Source organism: Bifidobacterium catenulatum PV20-2 (assembly GCF_000800455.1).
Taxonomy (GTDB): domain Bacteria; phylum Actinomycetota; class Actinomycetes; order Actinomycetales; family Bifidobacteriaceae; genus Bifidobacterium; species Bifidobacterium kashiwanohense_A.
Genome location: NZ_CP007456.1, coordinates 283,143 through 301,189 on the forward strand (window position 1 = coordinate 283,143; position 18,047 = coordinate 301,189).

Genomic DNA, 18,047 nt, shown 5'->3' on the forward strand with positions numbered 1-18,047 from the left:
GGCCTTGAAGCATGTCTCCAGCGCAATAGCGGAATCCCACAATCCTATGCAATCTCACCGCATATCAATCGTATGAAAGCATGCATGCAACCATGACTGCAGCAATCACCCCCAAAGCGGGAGTCATCGGCGGACGTAACGCACGCGAAGCCCGCGGAACGCGAGGAAACGGCCCCTCCGCAACCTCCGATTTCGCCACGCATCGCCGCGAAATCGGTACATTCGTCGTGACCATCCCGTTCTTCGTCTACACCGCCTGCTTCCTGCTCGCGCCTACCGTTATCGTGATTGTCGGCGCATTCCAGGACGTCGACGGCGGATTTACCCTCAACAACTTCAGCAAACTCTTCGAAGCGAACACCATCGCCGCGTTCGCCACCTCCATTCTCGTTTCCGTGATCTCCGCACTCATCGGCGCGGTCGTGGGTGCGGTTGCCTCGTATGCGCTGGTGATTGGCAGCAAACCGAACGGACTGCTGCGCCGCATGGTCAGTGCCATTTCGTCGGTGCTCGCACAGTTCGGCGGCGTGATGCTCGCTTTCGCCTTCATCGCCACCATCGGTATCAACGGCGTCGGCACCATGCTGATCCGTCAGCTGACCGGACTGACCGTCAATCCGAACTGGTTGAGCTCCCTGCCTGGCCTAATCACGGTCTACTGCTACTTCCAGATTCCGTTGATGATTATCATCTTCCTGCCTGCGGTCGATTCGATTCGTCCGCAGTGGCGTGAGGCTTGCGAATCGCTCGGCGGTAACACATTCCAGTATTGGACGCGCGTTGCGGGGCCGATACTGGTTCCGCGTTTCATTTCCGCATTGCTGCTGCTGTTCGCCAGCGCGTTCTCCGCATATGCGACGGCCGCCGCATTGTTCTCACAGCGTTCGATTCTGGTGCCGCTTATGATTCAGGGCGCCATGCGCAACGAAATGGATCCGAATCAGCAGGGATTCGCGCAAGTGCTCGCCTTCGCGATGATCATCGTGGTTGCTCTGGTGATGATGCTGAGCCACGCTGTGGAAAAGAAGGCCGGACAATGGCAGTGAATCATACTGAAGCAATGCCCCCGCAGCTGCGTGCCGCCCGCGTGCGCAAGCAGCGCGTGATCAAGGCGATTATTCTCACGTTCACGCTGCTGTTCCTGTTCGTGCCACTGGTGTCTATGTTTGTGTTCACCATTCGACACCCGCTTTCCGGCAAGTGGAGTTTGGATCCGTGGATTGCGATTTTCACCGGCGATGGCAGCGCGCTTGGTGCTGACTTGTCCACATTGTGGAGCGGTCTTGGATCGTCCATGGGATTGTGTGTGGTGACTGTGGTCATCATGCTGCTGCTCATGGTACCCACCATGGTGATCGTGCACATTCGCTCCAAGCAGCTGGAACGCGCCATCGAATGGGTGGCCACCCTGCCGCTGACCATCCCCGCCATCGTGCTCGTAGTCGGCCTGGGGCCGATTTACCGTTGGCTAAGCGCCGACGTGCTCAGCACCAACCCGATCTGGCTGTGCTTCGCGTACGTTATTCTGGTGATGCCATTTGCATTCCGCGCGCTCGCTGTGGGCCTCAACTCCATTGACGTGAAAACGCTGTGCGAAGCATCCCGCTCGCTCGGAGCCTCCTGGCCGCGCGTGTTCTTCCGTGTGCTCATCCCCAACCTGTGGCAGTCGATCCTCTCTGCATCGTTCATCTCCATCGCCGTGGTGCTGGGCGAATACACCGTCGCATCGCTGCTTGGACGCATGAACCTGCAGGTGGCGCTCTACCAGCTTGGCCAATCCAACTCCCAAATCTCCACCGCCATGTCGCTGCTGGCACTACTGTTCGGCGTGATCCTGCTGGTAGCCCTCGATCTTATTTCCGACGCACTGCGTAAATCCACAGAAAGCAACGAATCATGACTCTCGCTGATCAGAAAGCAACCATCGCACGCACTTCGGAAGCGTTCGTAAACGCCAATCCGAGCGCCGAAACCGTAACCCGAGCCGCACGCGAAGTCCTCAACGACTCCGCGGAACGCGGCGGCGGCGTGCAAATGCTTAATGTAGACAAAATCTACCCAGGAGCCACCAACAAGGCGCTCGACAACTTCAACCTAGAAATCAATCCTGGTGAAATGGTCGTGCTGCTCGGTGGCTCCGGCTGCGGCAAATCCACCGCGCTGCGTTCCCTCGCAGGCTTGGAAGACATTCAGGCCGGCCGTATTCTCGTCGGCGGACAAGATGTGACTGGCGTGCCCGTCAACAAGCGAAACATGGCCATGGTGTTCCAGGCGTACTCGCTGTTCCCACACATGACCGCTCTGCAGAACGTGGAATTCGGGTTGGAAATCCGCGGCATGGGCAAGACGGAACGCCGTAAGCAGGCCATGGAGAAGCTGGAACTCGTAGGTCTTGCCGATCAGGCTGGCAAATACACGCAGCAGATGTCTGGCGGTCAGCAGCAGCGTGTGGCGCTCGCCCGCGCACTGGCCGTGAACCCCCGAGTGCTCCTGCTCGACGAGCCGCTTTCCGCACTTGACGCCAAAGTTCGTGTGCAGCTGCGCGACGAAATCCGCCGCATCCAGCTCGAAGCCGGCACCACCACCGTGTTCGTGACCCACGATCAGGAAGAAGCGCTCACCGTTGCCGACCGCATCGGCGTGATGAACCACGGATGTATCGAACAGATCGCCGACCCGCAGACGCTGTACCGCCGTCCGGCCAGCGAATACGTGGCCACCTTCATTGGCCTGACTAACCGGCTCCCCGGCATCACGAATGGTGAGGAAGCCGTGGTGTTTGGCCAGCGCGTGCCTCTGCTCGAAGCCTCCAAGCGCGACGCCTCCACCGTGCTCGTGAGGCCGGAAAACCTTGTGATCACTCTGGCCGCAAACGATGGCAACATGGTAGGCGAGCATGGTCGCGTCGACATGGTGCACTTCCTCGGTGCGCTCGCCCGCGTTGACTTGACGGTTGCCGCAGGTGTGGGCCACCTGCCCGTCACCGTGCAGCTGCCGGCCAATGAGCTTCCTGCCGGTCTGACGGTTGGATCCGAAGTGGTGGTGGCTCCGCGTCCGATCGCCGCGCTCGCCGTATGAGCTGTTTCGTTGCGGACGCTCATGACGACGGTCATGAGATTGTAAGCTGATATTCAGTATTCCTGTACTAAGGTGCTGGATATCAGCATTTTCGTATATGCACCCCGTGCACGTCGTCGCAAAGGCAAATATGACGTTTCCGCAGTACCCCCAATATCCGCAGCGGCCGCAACAACCGCATCCGCAGCAGAATCCACAACAGCCATCCCAATATCAGCAACAACCGCAGTATCCGCAGCCACAAGCCAATCCTTATGAACTTTGGCTCAGGCGCGTGAAAAGCGTGTTCTCCCGCATCGGCGCAGGCATGTGCCTGATGGTGGTGATCTGGTATGCGCTTGCAACGGTGCTTTCCGGTGTGTTCTATCAAGTACTGCATACCACGAATCTGCCGAATTGGGCGGTGTATGTGGCGTCGGATGCCCCTTTGTATCTCGTGGCCATGCCGCTCGCAGTGCTGATCATGGGCAAATCGTCGGTCCTTGAAACACGCAAGTTCGACATGAAGCCGGGCCAATTCTTCAAACTGCTTATCATGTGCTTCCCGCTCATGTATGGGGGCAGTCTCATCGGCAATATGTTGGCGTCGCTGCTTTCCGGAGGCAACGCCAGCAATTCGGTGAGCGATCTGGCCATGCAATTCGACGTGTGGAACGTGGTGTTCCTCGTGATTCTCGGACCGTTGTTCGAAGAATGGATCTTCCGCAAGGAACTCATCAGCCGCACGCGCAAATACGGCGAAAAAACCGCGATCGTGTTCTCCGCGCTGTTCTTTGGCCTGGTGCACATGAACCTGTTTCAGTTCTTCTACGCATTCGCATTGGGTCTTGTGTTCGGCTATGTGTACGTGCGTACCAGCAAACTGCGTTATTCGGTGGTCATGCACATGTTCGTCAACTTCATGGGCGGCGTGGTCGCGCCATGGGTGGTGACGAACATTGACATCGACAGTCTGATGAACGTGCTGACCAGTGCGGAAAACGGCGACGGAACAGCCATGATGCAGTGGATGGGCCAGAATGCGACGGGAATGATGATATTCGGCATCTATATGCTGCTGTATTTCGGTCTGATTATTGCAGGTGTGGTGCTGCTTATTCGTGAACGTAAGAATTTTGAATTCTATACCGCACCGGAAGAACTGCCTCGCGGCGTTCGCACGAGCACGGCAATACTGAACGTCGGTGTAGTTACTTACATTGTAGTGACGGTTATTATTACGTCAATCAATCTAATGATGCAATAATTTCAGTATAAAAAAGTGCCGCATGTGGACTACTGCATGCGGCATTTTATATATATATATATATATATGGGTCAACCGCGATTTCTTGTGTTCGCGAGGATATTACGATTCCTTGTTAATGGCGCGATTCTCAAGAAAATCAGCATTGGCGATGGAACGTGCCACGGCGTTGATCATGTCGGGAAGCAACGATTCCGGCTTGGCGTACGCGCACACTTCGACATTGATGCCGTAAGGGGAGTAACCGGTCAGTCTCACTTTCGGAGGGAAGCGCGGATCGGCCAAATCGGCGGTATCGCGCTGCACGGCCTGAACCACCTGACGGGTCATCTCGTCGATGTCGGTACCGGCCTTGGCGGTAAACGGCACACGAACCAGCATCTCATTGGACGGATTGAGTTTTTCCAGTGACGCGGTGTTCAGAATCGAATTCGGAATGATCTTGACGTTGCCATTGCGCTCGCGCACCACGGTCTGACGCCAGTTGATATCTTCGACCACGCCATCGGTGCCCGCCACATTCACCAGATCGCCCGGCTGGATTACACGGCCAAGCATCAGACCGAAACCGCCGATGATGTTCGCGATCGTATCTTTCATACCGAGCGACACCGCAAGACCACCAATGCCGAGCGCGGTGAAAATCGTGGTCGGATTAATGCCGAACACCGGCTGCAGCACAGTGCCCACAGCCAACGTCCACACCACCGCGCGCAGAATATTGATGAAAATCGAAGCGTTCGGCACTTGCGAACGGTCCAGCACTTTGCTCACGATTCGGGTAAGCGCCTTGTCGATAACGGCCGCAAGCAGTGCGACGACAATGAGCAGAATGATTTTTCCGGAATTGGTTTTCAGCCAATCCACAGCGATTTCAATCGGTTCCATGGTGTTCTGGAGCGTCCCTTCATAAGTTTGTTGCATGCATTACTGGTGCGTTCGACTTGCGTTCGCTGCACCTGCGATGTGTGTTTGCAACTGGTGTTCGCACATATCCTACAGTGTGTGGCTGAGTCGGTTTGAGCATGGGTGTACGGGGGTGTGTGCGAGAACATGTGGGGAAATGCGCGTGGTGGCATGTGGTCGGAGCCGCGAACGGGCTAAAGTTGAGGCATGGGCAATGTGGTGGATTATGTGCGCCGAGAGTTCCGCGGGTTTGGCGAATTGGCGTTCAGCAATGTCGATTCCTTGGTGCTTTCCGAGCTTTCCTACATGCGATTGCTGGGTTTGGTTCCAGTATTCGGCGAGGCTAAGTCGGTGGCGACCGTGCCGATTCGTGAATTGCTGCGCGCCGAAAGCTACGATGAGATGTTTGTTTCGAATTCCTCTGAAATGAATGATTACCGGCTTTCGCTGCTGCGTGCGGTTTGCGAATCGCCGCGATTCCGCGGATTGCGGGTGGGGGAGTATGCCGAACGTTTGGATGAGGGCGAGCAGCAACAATTCGCTGCGATGACCTTCGATTTGGGTGCCGATTTCGGCTTATATGTTGCGTTCCGTGGCACTGACGGCACGCTCGTCGGTTGGAAAGAGGATTTCAATATGGCGGTGCGTTGCCCAGTGCCGTCGCAAGAATCGGCATATCGATATGCGGACTCGATTTTGGACAGGACGGAACGTTTTCTCTCGGCGAAAAAATCACCCGACGTTATGATCGGCGGGCATTCCAAAGGCGGCAATATGGCGGTATATGCGGCCATGCAAATCACGCAAAGCGATATTGAAGCGACCAACGAGCGCGCGCAACGGCTCGGACTGCTGCCGGCACTCGGCGGAAGCGTGCCGGGGCGCAACTGCAGAATATCCCGCATCTTCTCGCATGACGGTCCTGGAATGTCTCAAGTCATGGTGCATAGCCGCGCATATCAGGCAATCGCGGCACGAATCGACAAAACCGTGCCGGAATCCTCCATCATCGGCATGCTGTTGCAATCGCAAATCAAACCAACCTTCGTCAAAGCCGACGCCATAAGCATTCTGCAGCATATGGGATCAAGCTGGCAAGTGACGCAATCCGGCGAATTCGAGCGGGCAAGCGAGTTGACAGGCGGTGCGCAACTCATCGGCAAAACCATCGACGGATGGTTCGACCGCGTAAGCCAGGAACAACGCGAACGAGCCATCAACCAGATATACGACATCTTCGCAGCGGCGGGGTACGGTAATATCGCTGATCTGGTGGCGAATTGGACGGATTCGCTGCCGAAAATCGTGGCAGCCGCCAGAGGTACCGACGTGGAAACGCGCGAACTCATCAAAGACGTGTTCAAAGCGATTCCAGCCAGTGCGGCGAAAGTCGCTGTCGGTGAACTGCGCAACGACAAGGAGGGGGATGCGTGATGGGCAATATTATTGACTATGCGCGCACGGAAACGCGCAGTTTCGAGGCATTGCCGTTCCGCGAGGCCGACGCATTGGTGTTGGCGCAGCTTTCGTACGACGAAGTACCGGAATGCGTGCTGCGATTGGACGATTTGGTAGCGAAATACGGTACGTTGCAGGCGCGTGCGAAGCAATTCGATATTCGGCGTCCGATTGCATCGTTGCGTATGCTGCGCAAGCCCCCGTTTGGCGGCGTGACGATTGCGCGTGCCGATGACGAGCTGAACCACGACAAGCCCGTAGCCGACCATGACGTGGAGAACGTGGGATTGGTCGATCCGCAGGTAACGCACGACTTCTACCATGCTGTGGCGGCGAATCCGCGGTTTTCCGACGTTGAGATGAGCGCGTATTGCGAGCAGTTCGATGGCGGTGCGCAAACGCAGTTCGCGGCAGTGACTTTCCGGCTGCCGTCGGGAACGCTGGTTGTGGCGTTTCGGGGTACCGATGATTCGCTGGTCGGATGGAAGGAAGACTTCAACATGGCCTTCCAATACCCGGTTCCAGCACAGGTTTCCGCAGCTGAATACCTGAAAAAAGTCGCCTCGCTGTGGGATGGGCCGATACTGCTGACCGGTCACTCCAAAGGTGGTAACCTGGCCGTATATGCGGCCATGAACGCCGAAGACGAGATCAAGGACCGCGTTGAACGCATCTACTCGCTCGACGGGCCGGGTTTCCCCGAAGAAGTGGTGAAAAGCTTCGAATATGCGAGCGTTAGCGACCGCATTGTGAAAATCGTGCCGGACTCCTCGGTGGTGGGCATGGTGTTTGAAACCCCCGAACGTTGTGTGGTGGTGAAATCCGACGTGGACGGCATCATGCAGCATTTCGCCTTCTCGTGGCAGATGCACGGGGGTGAATTCGCCAAGGCCGAAGATGTGGCCGACAGTTCGGTGGTGTTCAACAAGTCGCTGAATGGCTGGCTTGCGGGACTTTCCAAAGAACAGCGCGAGCATGCGGTCGACGCGCTGTTCTCCGTGCTCGAAGCTTCCGGGGCGGGCAGTATTTCCGCGATCGTGGCAGCCGGTCCGAAAGTAATTCCCGAAATGCTCGGCACATATGTTGGCTTGAGCAGTGCGGATCGGCGCAACATCAATCAGGCGCTGGTGATTCTGTTACAGGCGGCGCTCGCGCGCAATCCGAAAGTTCAGCGAAAGTGAAGTGCGAATGAGGTGTGAGCACTGTGCGAACGTGGGCGGGCGCTGTGCACGTAGCGTACTTGTGTTGTAAGCGTGAATTCGTATACGACATTTGCCGAAATTTGGTCTAGACAACTTGTACAATAAATGTGGTTATAAGGCAGCGTGACTAATTATCAGGGGGTACTGATGCCACGACCACGCAGAGACTCAGAAATCCTGCCGGCGAAAGAACGTCTCGAAAACGCATTCTGGGAGCTGCTTTCGGAACGCGAGTACAACAAAATCACCGTCACCGACATCGTTCGCGCGGCAGACGTGAATCGCAATTCCTTCTACTACCATTTCTCCGGACTGCCGGAACTCGCGGACTCCGCAATTCTGCACGCCGTCGAAAACACGCCAATGCCAGGCGTACCGGGACGGGATTTCGATCCGGACACCGAATGGCGCAAGCATGTCACCGCGCTGCTGCGCGATCCGGAACAGCGCCAGCGTCTCGACCGACTGGCATTGCTGGCCGGCCCGCACAGCTCACCGGAACTCGTTTCGTCACTCAAGGAATTCGGGCGACTCACCATGATTTCCGTACTTGGGCTGGAGGCCGACAACCTCGATCTGAAAACCGATCTCATGCTTGACTTCACGGTCGGCGGAATGCTTTCCGTACTGCAACGCTGGCCGAAACTGCATGAGAAACTGCCGATTGATACCGTATTCAACGAGGATGTCGCCGTGCTTGCGGCGGGCATGTTCATGTCAATGTCGAAATCAGACATGCTCGAATATTGGCGCAGAATCTTCAGCGAAGGATTCGTGCCCAGCATGGCGATTTCGCAACAGCAGCCGCCGTCTGCCAAGTGACCATCGAAAGCCGGCTGTGACAATCCGGTGGTAAAAACGATATAGCGGCGTTTTTCCGCGGATTGTCCTGCGGAAAACGCGAACGTGCGAACATGCGTGGCAGTATGAAAGCGCGTGGCAGCGTAAACGTGCGAAAGCGCGAAATGAACGAACGACGGGGAGGTTGTCCATGATCAACGAAGCTTACAAAGCCATGCTCGGCGGAAAATCTGTAATCCGCGAGCTGAGCGAATACGCGACCGCGCGTGGCGCCGAAATCGGCTATGAGAACGTGTTCGACTATTCGCTGGGCAATCCGAGCGTGCCCTGTCCGCAAAGCTTCACCGACGAGATGATCGCACTGTACCAGGAGGTGGGGCCGGTCGCGCTGCACGGATACTCGCCGTCGCTGGGCATTGCCCCGGTGCGCGCGGCCATTGCGGAAAGCCTCAACCGTCGCTTCGATATGGACTATACGGCCGATTACATCTTCCCGACCACGGGAGCGGCCGGCGCGCTGGCCCACGCACTGCGCGTGGTGATCAAGCCTGGAGACGAAGTCATCACGTTTGCCCCCTACTTCCCTGAGTACCAGCCGTATGTCAACGGAACCGGCGCGCACCTGACCGTGGTGCCAGCCGATACCGAAAGCTTCCAAATCAACTTCGAAGCGTTTGAACAGGTGTTGAACCCGGGTACTGCCGCAGTGCTCATCAATACGCCGAACAATCCTTCCGGAGCCGTCTACTCCGCCGAAACGCTGACGCGACTGGCTGAAATCCTGCGTGCCAAGCAGGTTGAATACGGTCATGACATCTTCTTGATCTCCGACGAACCGTACCGCGAAATCGTATTCGACGGGGGTGTGCAGCCGTATCCGAGCAAGTTCTACGACAATACGCTCTCGTGCTACTCGTACTCCAAGTCGCTGTCATTGCCGGGCGAGCGCATCGGCTATGTGGCGGTGAATCCGCGTGCCACCGACGCCGAACTGATCGTGCCGATGTGCGGGCAGGTCAGCCGCGAAACCGGACACAACTGCCCAGGATCCAGCGTGCAGCTGGCCGTGGCCAAGGTGGTGGATGAGACGAGCGATCTTTCCGTATACGAAAAGAACATGAACCTCCTGTACGACGCGTTGGTGAGGCTCGGATTCGACGTGGTGCGCCCGGGTGGTACGTTCTACATCTTCCCGAAGGCGCTAGAAGATGATGCGAACGCATTCTGTATGAAAGCCAAGGACTACGATCTGATTCTCGTGCCGTCCGACAGTTTCGGTGTGCCCGGCTACTTCCGTATGGCGTACTGCATCGACACGGAGAAGGTGGAGCGTTCCATCGCCGCGCTCGAAAAGTTCGTGCACGAAGTCTACGGCCGCTGAACAAGTCGTTTGCGCTATATGTGGCAGGTTTATGCGGAAAACGACGGTTAGAGGGGATAAAACTTGCCCCCTAAGTGACGTTTGGCCTAGTAGGTCTGCCACATATAGCGAATATCATCTTTCCTGAGAGGGGGAATCTGCCACATATAACGAATATCGTTTTTTGATGTGTACGGATATGGGTTCGCCCGAAATCCGGTGGGGCGGGAGGCCGGGCGAAATCTACGAAACGAGATGCATGGTCGGCGCGTGGTACGTGGCGCTCGCCGACCATGACGCAATCAGTGCGTGGCAATTTCGTCAATCTTGGTGACGTGACCGCCAAACTGGGCGCGCATGGTGGAAACTACGCGCAGAATGTCATCCGCACCGCCGCGGGAAGTCTGACGTGCGTACAGTGCGGCCGCAGTGGCGGGGGTTGGTACGCCCAGTTCGAGCGCCGCCTCGATCATCCACTTCGCCTCGCCGGATTCATTGGCCACCGGCGGCATGGACTGGAGTGTCGGATCCGACTTGAACGCGATGGCCAGCAGATCGAGCAGCCAGGACTGCACTACGGAGCCGTCTCGCCACGAGCTCATTACGGCGGCCGGATTCCTGATGAGGTCGGATTCCACCATAGTGGCAAAACCTTCGCCAAACGCCTGCATCATGCCATATTCGATGCCGTTATGCACCATTTTGGCGAAATGGCCGCCGCCAACCGGGCCTGCGAGCACGAGTCCGGAATCGCCCTCAGGCTTGAGCGCTTCGAAAATCGGTCGGGCGCGTTCAAAATCTTCTTCGTTGCCACCCACCATAAGCGCGTACCCGCGGTCGATGCCCCACACGCCGCCGGAAACGCCGCAATCCATGAAGTGAATGCCCTTCGGCTCGAGTTCGGCCGCGTGGCGCGCGTCATCGGTGTAACGGGAATTGCCGCCATCGATGATCATGTCGCCGGGCTCCAGCAGCTCCGCCAATTCGTTGATGGTGCTATCGGTCGCCTCGCCTGCGGGCGCCATCACCCACACGATGCGCGGCACGGTGAGCGCGGCTACCATCTCTTCGAGGCTTGCTACGGTGCGATCCGATTCGGGGGAGCGGTCGTATCCGACCACTTCGTGTCCGGCTGCCGTGATGCGCTTCGCCATATTGCCGCCCATTCGGCCTAGGCCGATCATTGCCAGCTGCATGATGTTCTTCTTTCTACGGTTGTGTTTGATGTGGAATTGTGGATTTGATTGGGATTGGTGCCGCCCGTCCATCGCTGTCGCCTTCCGCAATGCAGAAGAGAAGGTGACAAACAACAGATGGACGGCAGGTCTGTAATTTCTGTATCTCAGATATGTTGTTCAGATATGAGACGTGCGAATCGTATATCTCAATTCATGTGTGGAATATCGTGCGTCAAAGCACTAGCGAAAGCAGCATGACGCAACCCAAGCCGGTGACCGACAGAATCGTTTCCATTAACGACCAGGTCTTCAACGTCTGGCCGACAGTCATGCCGAAATATTCCTTGACCAGCCAGAATCCAGCATCATTCAGGTGTGAGAAGAACACGGATCCTGCGCCGATGGCAAGCACCAGCAGTGCCAAATGCGTCGGGCTCATGCCGGTGGCGAGCGGCACCATAATGCCGGAAGCGGTGACGGTGGCGACGGTTGCGGAACCGGTGGCGAGGCGGATGAGCACGGCGACCAGCCAGCCTGCAATCAGCGGATTCATGGCGGATTCGGTGATTGAATTGGCGATCACGTCGCCGATGCCGGAATCGACGAGCGTCTGTTTGAAGCCGCCGCCTGCTGCGACGATCAAAATAATGCCGGCGACCGAGCTGAAGGATTGGCCGACCATGCCATTGACCGCGTCGCGGGTGAACTTCTGTATGTAGCCGAGTACGACCATCGCGAAAATCGTGGTGATGAGCAGCGCGGTCAACGGAGTGCCGATGAAAGCGAGCGCACGGCCCCACGCGGTTTCGCTTTGGCCGGTCAGATCCACGATGGAAGCGGCGAGCATGAGCACGACCGGCAGCAGGATGACGCCGATTGCGGATGCGAAGGATGGGCGGTTTTCCGCGGATTTTGGCGCTTCGGCCTCAGCCTTGTTTTCCGGAGCGGCGATCGGTACCCACTTGGCGGCGAGTTTGCTGAAGATCGGGCCGGAGATGATTACGGTTGGGACGGCTACGAGCAGGCCGAGTGCCAGGGTGATGCCAAGGTTGGAGTTCAGTGCGCCGATTGCGGTGAGTGGTCCGGGGTGCGGCGGCACGAACGCGTGCAGGGTGGAAAGGCCTGCGAGGGCCGGAATGCCCAGCAGCACAACCGGTGCTTTGGCGCGGCGGGCTGCGAAGAGCACCACCGGAATGAGGATGACCACGCCGACTTCGAAGAACATGGGAATGCCTACGATGAACGCGATTAATGCCATTGCCCACGGCAGGCGTTGCAACGGTGTGTTGGCCATGATGGTGTCGACGATGGTGTCGGCGCCGCCCGACCTGAACAGGATCGTGCCAATGATTGAGCCAAACGCGATGAGCAGACCGACGTTGGCGATGGTGGAGCCTACGCCGGAGGTGAAGCTGCCGAACGCTTCGTCGTATTCCACGCCTGCACATACGGCCATCGTGAACGAGCCGGCTAGCAAGGAGAGGAACGGATGCACTTTGCATACCGCGATAAGTAGAACGATGATGGCGATGCCGATGATCGCTGCTGCAATAAGGTTCATGAATCCTCCTCGATTCATGGGGTTGGCTTGCTAGATTTGTCCGATTCTGGAGATTCGGACATATGGAAGCCCATTTTGGGTGCGTACATGTCCGATTCTGGTGAATCGGACAGTTGAGCTGCTGTTTTTGGGTTCTGTTTGTCCGTTTCTGTGGAATCGGACAAACATGCACCGGTTTTGGGTTTTGGCTGTCCGTTTCTGCCGAATCGGACACATGCGGACTGGGGGATGGTGGGTTAGGCGGCCTGGGTTGCGGTTTGGGCTGCCACGGTCGCGGCTACGGTTGTCGCATAGGCGTTCAGCGCTTCGATGGCACGGTCGACCATTTCGTCGACGCTGCCTTCGATGGAGATTTCCACGCCGTTCTCTTCGGGGGCAAGCGGCTCAAGAATGGCGAACTGGCTTGGCAGTAGCGCGGGCGGCATGAAATGGCCCTTGCGTTCGCTGAGCCTCTGCTGAATGAGCTTGTGGCTGCCGTTGAGGTGAATGAAGAATGTGGGCACGTTTTTGGCGAGCACCTCGCGGTAGCTGCGTTTCAACGCGGAGCTGGACACCACGGTGTTTTCGCCGAGCGCCTCGCGTGCCACCATCCAGGAGTTGATGACGTTCAGCCATGGCCAGCGGTCCTCATCGGTGAGCGGAATGCCGGCTGACATTTTGTCGATATTCGCCTGCGGATGGAAGTCGTCGCCTTCCGCGTACACGTATCCGAGTCGTTCATGGATGGCTTCTGCGACGGTGGATTTGCCACATCCTGCAACGCCCATCACCACTACGTGAATGCTCATGTTGCTCTCCTTGCTATTGACGATCCCGTGCCGCTTCGCACCAGGAATAAGACTACTATAAACCGTAAAAGTAGTATCAGTCAAATAAAAAGTACTATGAATTGGAAAAATCGTGTGACTTGCTATGCTGGAGATAGTGCAAAATAGCGGTAAATCACGCAATCGCAGATACGCAATCATCTGCAATTTGTGATTACCGTGCGTGTCGCAGAATATGTGAAACATACCGTGAAACAAAGCAGGCATGTTGTGGAGTGGGCAAGGGAGGAACGGTCGATGGCTGAAGGCACGGTAATCGCAGAAAATACTGGCGGTGAGCTGATGCAGGATTCGGTGAGTCGAACGCTCGCCATCGAAATGCTCGACGGCGTGTGGAAGGCTGGCGAAAGCCTTACGTTGGAAGCCTTGCAAAGTCGTTTCGGTATTTCCAGAACCGTGGCGCGAGAAGTCGCGAAAACACTGGAATCCATGAATGCGGTACTCGTCAAACGTCGCATCGGACTTGTTGCACGTCCATTCGGCGAATGGCAGGCGCTCAACCATCAGGTGATCGAATGGCGTCTCCACTCCATGCAACGCGAGCAGCAGTTGTCATCTCTCACTGAACTGCGACTGGCGGTCGAACCGGCTGCAGCAGCTTCCGCCGCACGTCTTGCCCCCATCGACGTCAAGGCGAAATTCCCCGTGTATGCGGCGCGAATGCGGCAGATCGCCGAAGCCAACGAGGAAGGCGAAGCCGGGCTTGCGCAATTCCACGATCTTGACGTGGAATTCCATACGCTGATTCTGCATGAAAGCGGCAATGAGCTGTTCGCCGCGCTTTCCGACACCATCGCCACCGTGCTGCGTGGTCGCGTGGAACTCGGTAAATACCCGATGAAGCCGAAGCCCGACGCACTTGACGCGCATGATGCCGTAGCCGACGCGATCGCCAAGGGGGATCCTGAACGTGCACGCAGCGCCATGCTCGACATCGTCGACGAAGTGGCACGTGCCTTCAATTTCTTCTGATTTTCGAATCAGCATTGCTTTTTTCGTAGACTCTGAAGAAGAATGCAATTGCGATTACTATGCGGTCGACTCTTGCCATGCGTGACTTTTCAGACGTAAGTTGACATCGGAAATACGGCATGAAGGCAGCTGTTTTCCGAAAAACAGGCAAAAGTTAAGCAGTAAAACAGAAGACGGTAGCAATCGCATGAACGTGCATCGCAGCAGAGTGGTGGTCGTCGATACGGGGCATGTCGGCATGACGTGTTCCTGAGTTTGCCGGTTGCTGTTGATGGCAATGGCGTTGGCGATTTCGTCAATCTGTATTTGACCGACGATGAAACGGCGAAATTCCACCGCTGCGACCTTGTCATCGACCGGTTGCAGAAGGTTGAAAATTCTGGTTTTTGCGGTTAAAAATAGTCGTTATTACTGTTCTCTTTTGCTGCGATATTAGTGGAAGAAAACCGATTAATCAATTGACTTCGCAGCTGGGATAATTCCTGCGCGTTTACACCCCAGTTGTGCACTAAATCGCAGGAAGGATACTCAAACAGGGCTGCGGCGAGGTCGGAGGTGCGCTCGCAAATCATCCTCTTATTGACAGGGTTGTAATACACGTCAAAATCGCCAATACGACCGCACTTATGCAAATCAGTCATAGAAACGGACATAGCCGAACACTTCCTGCCATGTCATGACGATGTCTGGGGCGACAGAACGAAGGAAGTCAGTGATACCTCGTATTTCCTTTGCAGACATATCTGGGCTAGCCTTTTCCATACGAACGTCACCATTCTGTAAAATCCAGAATTTTGCGGCAGCTGGAGATTGTTTGCCCCGTGCAACATGCACATGAATAGGCTCATTGCTTTCGTTGACCCAGAAATAAATGAGGAAACCGCCGATTCTATACAGCCCAGGCATGGTCAACGCCCCCGTGTTGTGCATAATCCATGATGGATTTCATACCCCGTACTGCACTAATGAGAAAGGCAGCAGCTTGACTGTCGCTGAATCCTTTATTTTCAATAATGCGGCCTTCTGGGATGGAAACCTCTAGATGTCGATCGTCTTTGTCGAAGAACACGAGAACGTTGTGCCCAGGCGTCAAATCAGAATGAGTGACCTTAACTCCGTCTCCGGTTTCGTAATAATCGAAGATGCGCATGCTGACCTCCTTGCTATTTCTATTGTAGGGCGGAAGTGTGGTCCCGTTAAGTGTGAAAACATAAAGGAGGCGGGCGTGTGTATACGGGCGGGTAATGGCTGAATCCGCAATTGAATGGTTTTACAGAACTCTGCCAACGTTTCTTTCGGCAAATATGAAGACGTCGGAGGGTTCCCTTTGGCGGCTTGGAGCCTTCCTTGTTGCCGGGAGAAAGCTTCTCCATGATGGCAAAATGCGCATGTAGAATCAATCGGTTGTGGCGATTGAATCTACATGCGCATTTAGTAGACAAGTACTACTTGCGGGTGGGGTCTTTTTGCAGGAAGAGGAAGATGAGGGCGACGATCAGCAGGATTGCGATCGAAAGCACGCCCACCGAAGCGTTGCCGGTGATCGACGTGGTGGTGGCCACGAGGAAGGTGCCGATGATCGAGGCGGTTTTGCCGAAAATATCGTAGAAACCGTAATATTCGTTGGCACGATTCTTTGGAATGATCTTGCCGTAATACGAGCGTGACAACGCCTGAATACCACCTTGGAACAAGCCGACAAGAATCGCAAGAATCCAGAATTCTGTAGCGGAACGCAAGAAGAACGCGGCGAACAGCACAATGCAGATATAAGCGATCACAGCGGTGGTGATCATGGTTTTTGCGCCAAAACGCCCAGCCAGCTTGCCGTACGCGATTGCGCTCGGGAATGCCACGAACTGCGTGACCAGCAGCGCCATTACCAGATGCGTAGAGTCGATGCCTAACTGCGTGCCGTATGAGGTGCTCATGGAAATCACCGTGTTCACCGCGTCAATATAGAAGAAGAACGCAATCATGAACATCCACAACGGCTTGTTCTTGCGGATTGCACGAAAAGTGGAGCCGAGCTCTGCGAATGTGCCGCGGATGGCCTCACCGGTCTGACCCGCGGTAGCGCGGTAATGCACCTGCTTATAGCTGGTGAGCAGCGGAATGGTGAACGCCACCCACCACAATGCGGTGATTACGAACGAAGCACGCGTGCATGCCACCGTGGACCATCCAAACAACGACGGACCGCCGAAAATCAGCGCGATACAGGCGATGAACGGAATCGTGGAGCCAATATAGCCCCATGCGAAACCATGCGAGGACACGCGGTCCATACGTTCATTCGACGTGATATCGACCAGCATGGAATCGTAGAACGTGAGCGAACCGTTCAGGCCGACCGTGGCGAGAATGCACACCACCAAGAAAACGAGCCAGCTGAGCGGCAGTGCCATCGCACAGCAGGCGACCACGCCAGTCAGGAAGAATCCGGTGAAGAACTTCACCTTCATGCCCTGCACGTCGGCCATGGACCCGAGCACAGGCATCATCACCGCGATGATTAGTGATGCGATGGTCTGTGCGTACCCCCATGTCGACACGATATTCGATTGGCCGGCGGACTGCAGCAGCGAGTTCGCGTAGATTGGCACGACGGCGGTCGACAGCATCACGAATGCGGAATTGCCGACATCGTAGACGATCCACTTTTTTTCGCGGGTGGTGAGTTTTGCGTTGGGTTCCGGCAGATTTTCTGCGGATGTTGCGGCTGTCTCAGAAGCTACGGGCATGGAAGTTGCGGCGGGCGCAGTTGTGGGCGCTGTTGCGCGTTCAGACATGATTGTTGACTCTTTCGAATAAACCGTCAATTCACTGTTGTATACACTACAGTTCATCTTAAATGGACGTAAGGGATGCGCTCTGCCGTTACGCATGAACAATGCATGAACATTGCGACTGATGTGTGATTGATGTTCAGCTATTTTGAACAAGCGCCATGATTCCGGGGAATCCAAGACGATTTCTATCCACAGGTTTACGATCTGGTTTGCGATTGGCTGGGGCTGGTTGTATAGTTGAGAAGTTGTGTGTTCTGCCGTGCATTCAGTTGCATGGTGTCGAATGCGCAGACTTGCAAGTCAATAGTAATTTATAGGGAGTCCATTATGGCAGCTCGTTGCGCAGTGTGCGGCAAGGGACCGCAGACCGGTTTCACCGTTTCGCACTCACATATTCGCAATAAGCGCACCTTCCGCCCGAACCTGCAGCCGGTTCGCACCACCATCGACGGCGAGAACGTTCGCGTTCGCGTTTGCGTCAAGTGCATCAAGGCTGGCAAGGTTCAGCGCGTTGAAGCGTGAATCGCGAAATAACAGCTTGAAACCCCGGTAGACCACTGGTCGCCGGGGTTTTGCTTTATGCGCCCAGGTCTTGAGCGTACGGATTGTTCCAGTGGGTGGGGAATTTTGCCCGCTGAAGCCGTATCTGTCGGCATAAATGGGGAG

18 protein-coding genes are annotated in these 18,047 nt (G+C 56.0%); 10 read left to right on the forward strand and 8 right to left on the reverse strand.

What is annotated here, in order from left to right; all coding sequences use genetic code 11:
* Positions 1 to 92 precede the first annotated feature (92 nt).
* The 4 genes from AH68_RS01065 to AH68_RS01080 all read left to right on the forward strand — a co-directional run bounded on the left by AH68_RS01065 (position 93) and on the right by AH68_RS01080 (position 4,324).
* Positions 93 to 1,046 carry an ABC transporter permease gene (locus tag AH68_RS01065; RefSeq protein WP_039199646.1) on the forward strand — a complete coding sequence of 318 codons (954 nt, stop codon included), beginning with the start codon at positions 93 to 95 and terminating at the stop codon, positions 1,044 to 1,046.
* A complete protein-coding gene (locus AH68_RS01070) occupies positions 1,037 to 1,900 on the forward strand; it encodes an ABC transporter permease (protein WP_039196842.1) in 864 nt (287 codons plus the stop codon). Before AH68_RS01065 ends, AH68_RS01070 begins: the two co-directional genes overlap by 10 nt.
* The gene (locus tag AH68_RS01075) at positions 1,897 to 3,078 is read left to right on the forward strand and encodes an ABC transporter ATP-binding protein (RefSeq protein ID WP_039196849.1); all 1,182 of its coding nucleotides are present in this window, start codon (positions 1,897 to 1,899) and stop codon (positions 3,076 to 3,078) included. Before AH68_RS01070 ends, AH68_RS01075 begins: the two co-directional genes overlap by 4 nt.
* A 130-nt stretch (positions 3,079 to 3,208) precedes the next feature.
* Positions 3,209 to 4,324: a CPBP family intramembrane glutamic endopeptidase gene (locus AH68_RS01080; RefSeq protein ID WP_039196850.1), complete on the forward strand. Its 1,116-nt coding sequence runs from the start codon at positions 3,209 to 3,211 to the stop codon at positions 4,322 to 4,324.
* 102 nt (positions 4,325 to 4,426) lie between these two features.
* Here AH68_RS01080 and AH68_RS01085 read toward each other — a convergent pair whose 3' ends face one another.
* A complete protein-coding gene (locus tag AH68_RS01085) occupies positions 4,427 to 5,212 on the reverse strand; it encodes a mechanosensitive ion channel family protein (protein WP_039196851.1) in 786 nt (261 codons plus the stop codon).
* Between the two features lie 225 nt (positions 5,213 to 5,437).
* Between AH68_RS01085 and AH68_RS01090 the strand changes: the two genes are divergently transcribed.
* The 4 genes from AH68_RS01090 to AH68_RS01105 all read left to right on the forward strand — a co-directional run bounded on the left by AH68_RS01090 (position 5,438) and on the right by AH68_RS01105 (position 10,072).
* Entirely contained in the window at positions 5,438 to 6,664 is a 1,227-nt protein-coding gene (locus AH68_RS01090) for an Mbeg1-like protein (RefSeq protein WP_039196854.1), read from the forward strand.
* Positions 6,664 to 7,869: a DUF2974 domain-containing protein gene (locus AH68_RS01095; protein ID WP_004220207.1), complete on the forward strand. Its 1,206-nt coding sequence runs from the start codon at positions 6,664 to 6,666 to the stop codon at positions 7,867 to 7,869. Before AH68_RS01090 ends, AH68_RS01095 begins: the two co-directional genes overlap by 1 nt.
* A gap of 168 nt (positions 7,870 to 8,037) precedes the next feature.
* Positions 8,038 to 8,712, forward strand: coding sequence for a TetR/AcrR family transcriptional regulator (locus AH68_RS01100; RefSeq protein ID WP_039196855.1), 675 nt, complete (start codon positions 8,038 to 8,040; stop codon positions 8,710 to 8,712).
* Positions 8,713 to 8,881: 169 nt separating this feature from the next.
* Positions 8,882 to 10,072 carry a pyridoxal phosphate-dependent aminotransferase gene (locus AH68_RS01105; protein WP_039196857.1) on the forward strand — a complete coding sequence of 397 codons (1,191 nt, stop codon included), beginning with the start codon at positions 8,882 to 8,884 and terminating at the stop codon, positions 10,070 to 10,072.
* A 281-nt stretch (positions 10,073 to 10,353) separates the two neighbouring features.
* Here the strand turns inward: AH68_RS01105 and gnd are convergent, their stop codons facing one another.
* From gnd to AH68_RS01120, 3 genes are all read right to left on the reverse strand, one after another.
* The gene (gnd, locus tag AH68_RS01110; protein ID WP_081995843.1) at positions 10,354 to 11,319 is read right to left on the reverse strand and encodes a phosphogluconate dehydrogenase (NAD(+)-dependent, decarboxylating); all 966 of its coding nucleotides are present in this window, start codon (positions 11,317 to 11,319) and stop codon (positions 10,354 to 10,356) included.
* A gap of 142 nt (positions 11,320 to 11,461) precedes the next feature.
* Positions 11,462 to 12,790, reverse strand: coding sequence for a GntP family permease (locus AH68_RS01115; RefSeq protein ID WP_039196861.1), 1,329 nt, complete (start codon positions 12,788 to 12,790; stop codon positions 11,462 to 11,464).
* A 236-nt stretch (positions 12,791 to 13,026) separates the two neighbouring features.
* Entirely contained in the window at positions 13,027 to 13,578 is a 552-nt protein-coding gene (locus AH68_RS01120; protein WP_039196863.1) for a gluconokinase, read from the reverse strand.
* Positions 13,579 to 13,854: 276 nt separating this feature from the next.
* Here AH68_RS01120 and AH68_RS01125 point away from each other — a divergent pair, with 276 nt between their 5' ends.
* Positions 13,855 to 14,589 (forward strand): FadR/GntR family transcriptional regulator, encoded by a 735-nt coding sequence (locus AH68_RS01125; RefSeq protein WP_039196866.1) that lies wholly within the window; start codon positions 13,855 to 13,857, stop codon positions 14,587 to 14,589.
* A 392-nt stretch (positions 14,590 to 14,981) separates the two neighbouring features.
* On the opposite strand, the gene AH68_RS10700 is transcribed toward AH68_RS01125, so the two are convergent.
* The 4 genes from AH68_RS10700 to AH68_RS01145 form a co-directional block, all read right to left on the reverse strand.
* Positions 14,982 to 15,230, reverse strand: a complete 249-nt coding sequence (locus AH68_RS10700) for a hypothetical protein (RefSeq protein WP_039196867.1) — start codon at positions 15,228 to 15,230, stop codon at positions 14,982 to 14,984.
* Positions 15,223 to 15,495, reverse strand: coding sequence for a DUF4160 domain-containing protein (locus AH68_RS01135; RefSeq protein WP_039196868.1), 273 nt, complete (start codon positions 15,493 to 15,495; stop codon positions 15,223 to 15,225). Before AH68_RS01135 ends, AH68_RS10700 begins: the two co-directional genes overlap by 8 nt.
* Complete coding sequence (locus AH68_RS10525; protein ID WP_039196869.1) at positions 15,479 to 15,739, reverse strand: hypothetical protein; 261 nt, start codon at positions 15,737 to 15,739, stop codon at positions 15,479 to 15,481. The genes AH68_RS01135 and AH68_RS10525 overlap by 17 nt, the downstream gene beginning before the upstream one ends.
* 295 nt (positions 15,740 to 16,034) lie before the next feature.
* On the reverse strand, positions 16,035 to 17,333 hold the full coding sequence (locus AH68_RS01145) for an MFS transporter (protein WP_052189237.1): 1,299 nt from the start codon (positions 17,331 to 17,333) through the stop codon (positions 16,035 to 16,037).
* A 375-nt stretch (positions 17,334 to 17,708) separates the two neighbouring features.
* Here AH68_RS01145 and rpmB point away from each other — a divergent pair, with 375 nt between their 5' ends.
* Positions 17,709 to 17,903 carry a 50S ribosomal protein L28 gene (gene rpmB, locus AH68_RS01150; RefSeq protein WP_003807649.1) on the forward strand — a complete coding sequence of 65 codons (195 nt, stop codon included), beginning with the start codon at positions 17,709 to 17,711 and terminating at the stop codon, positions 17,901 to 17,903.
* Positions 17,904 to 18,047 lie beyond the last annotated feature (144 nt).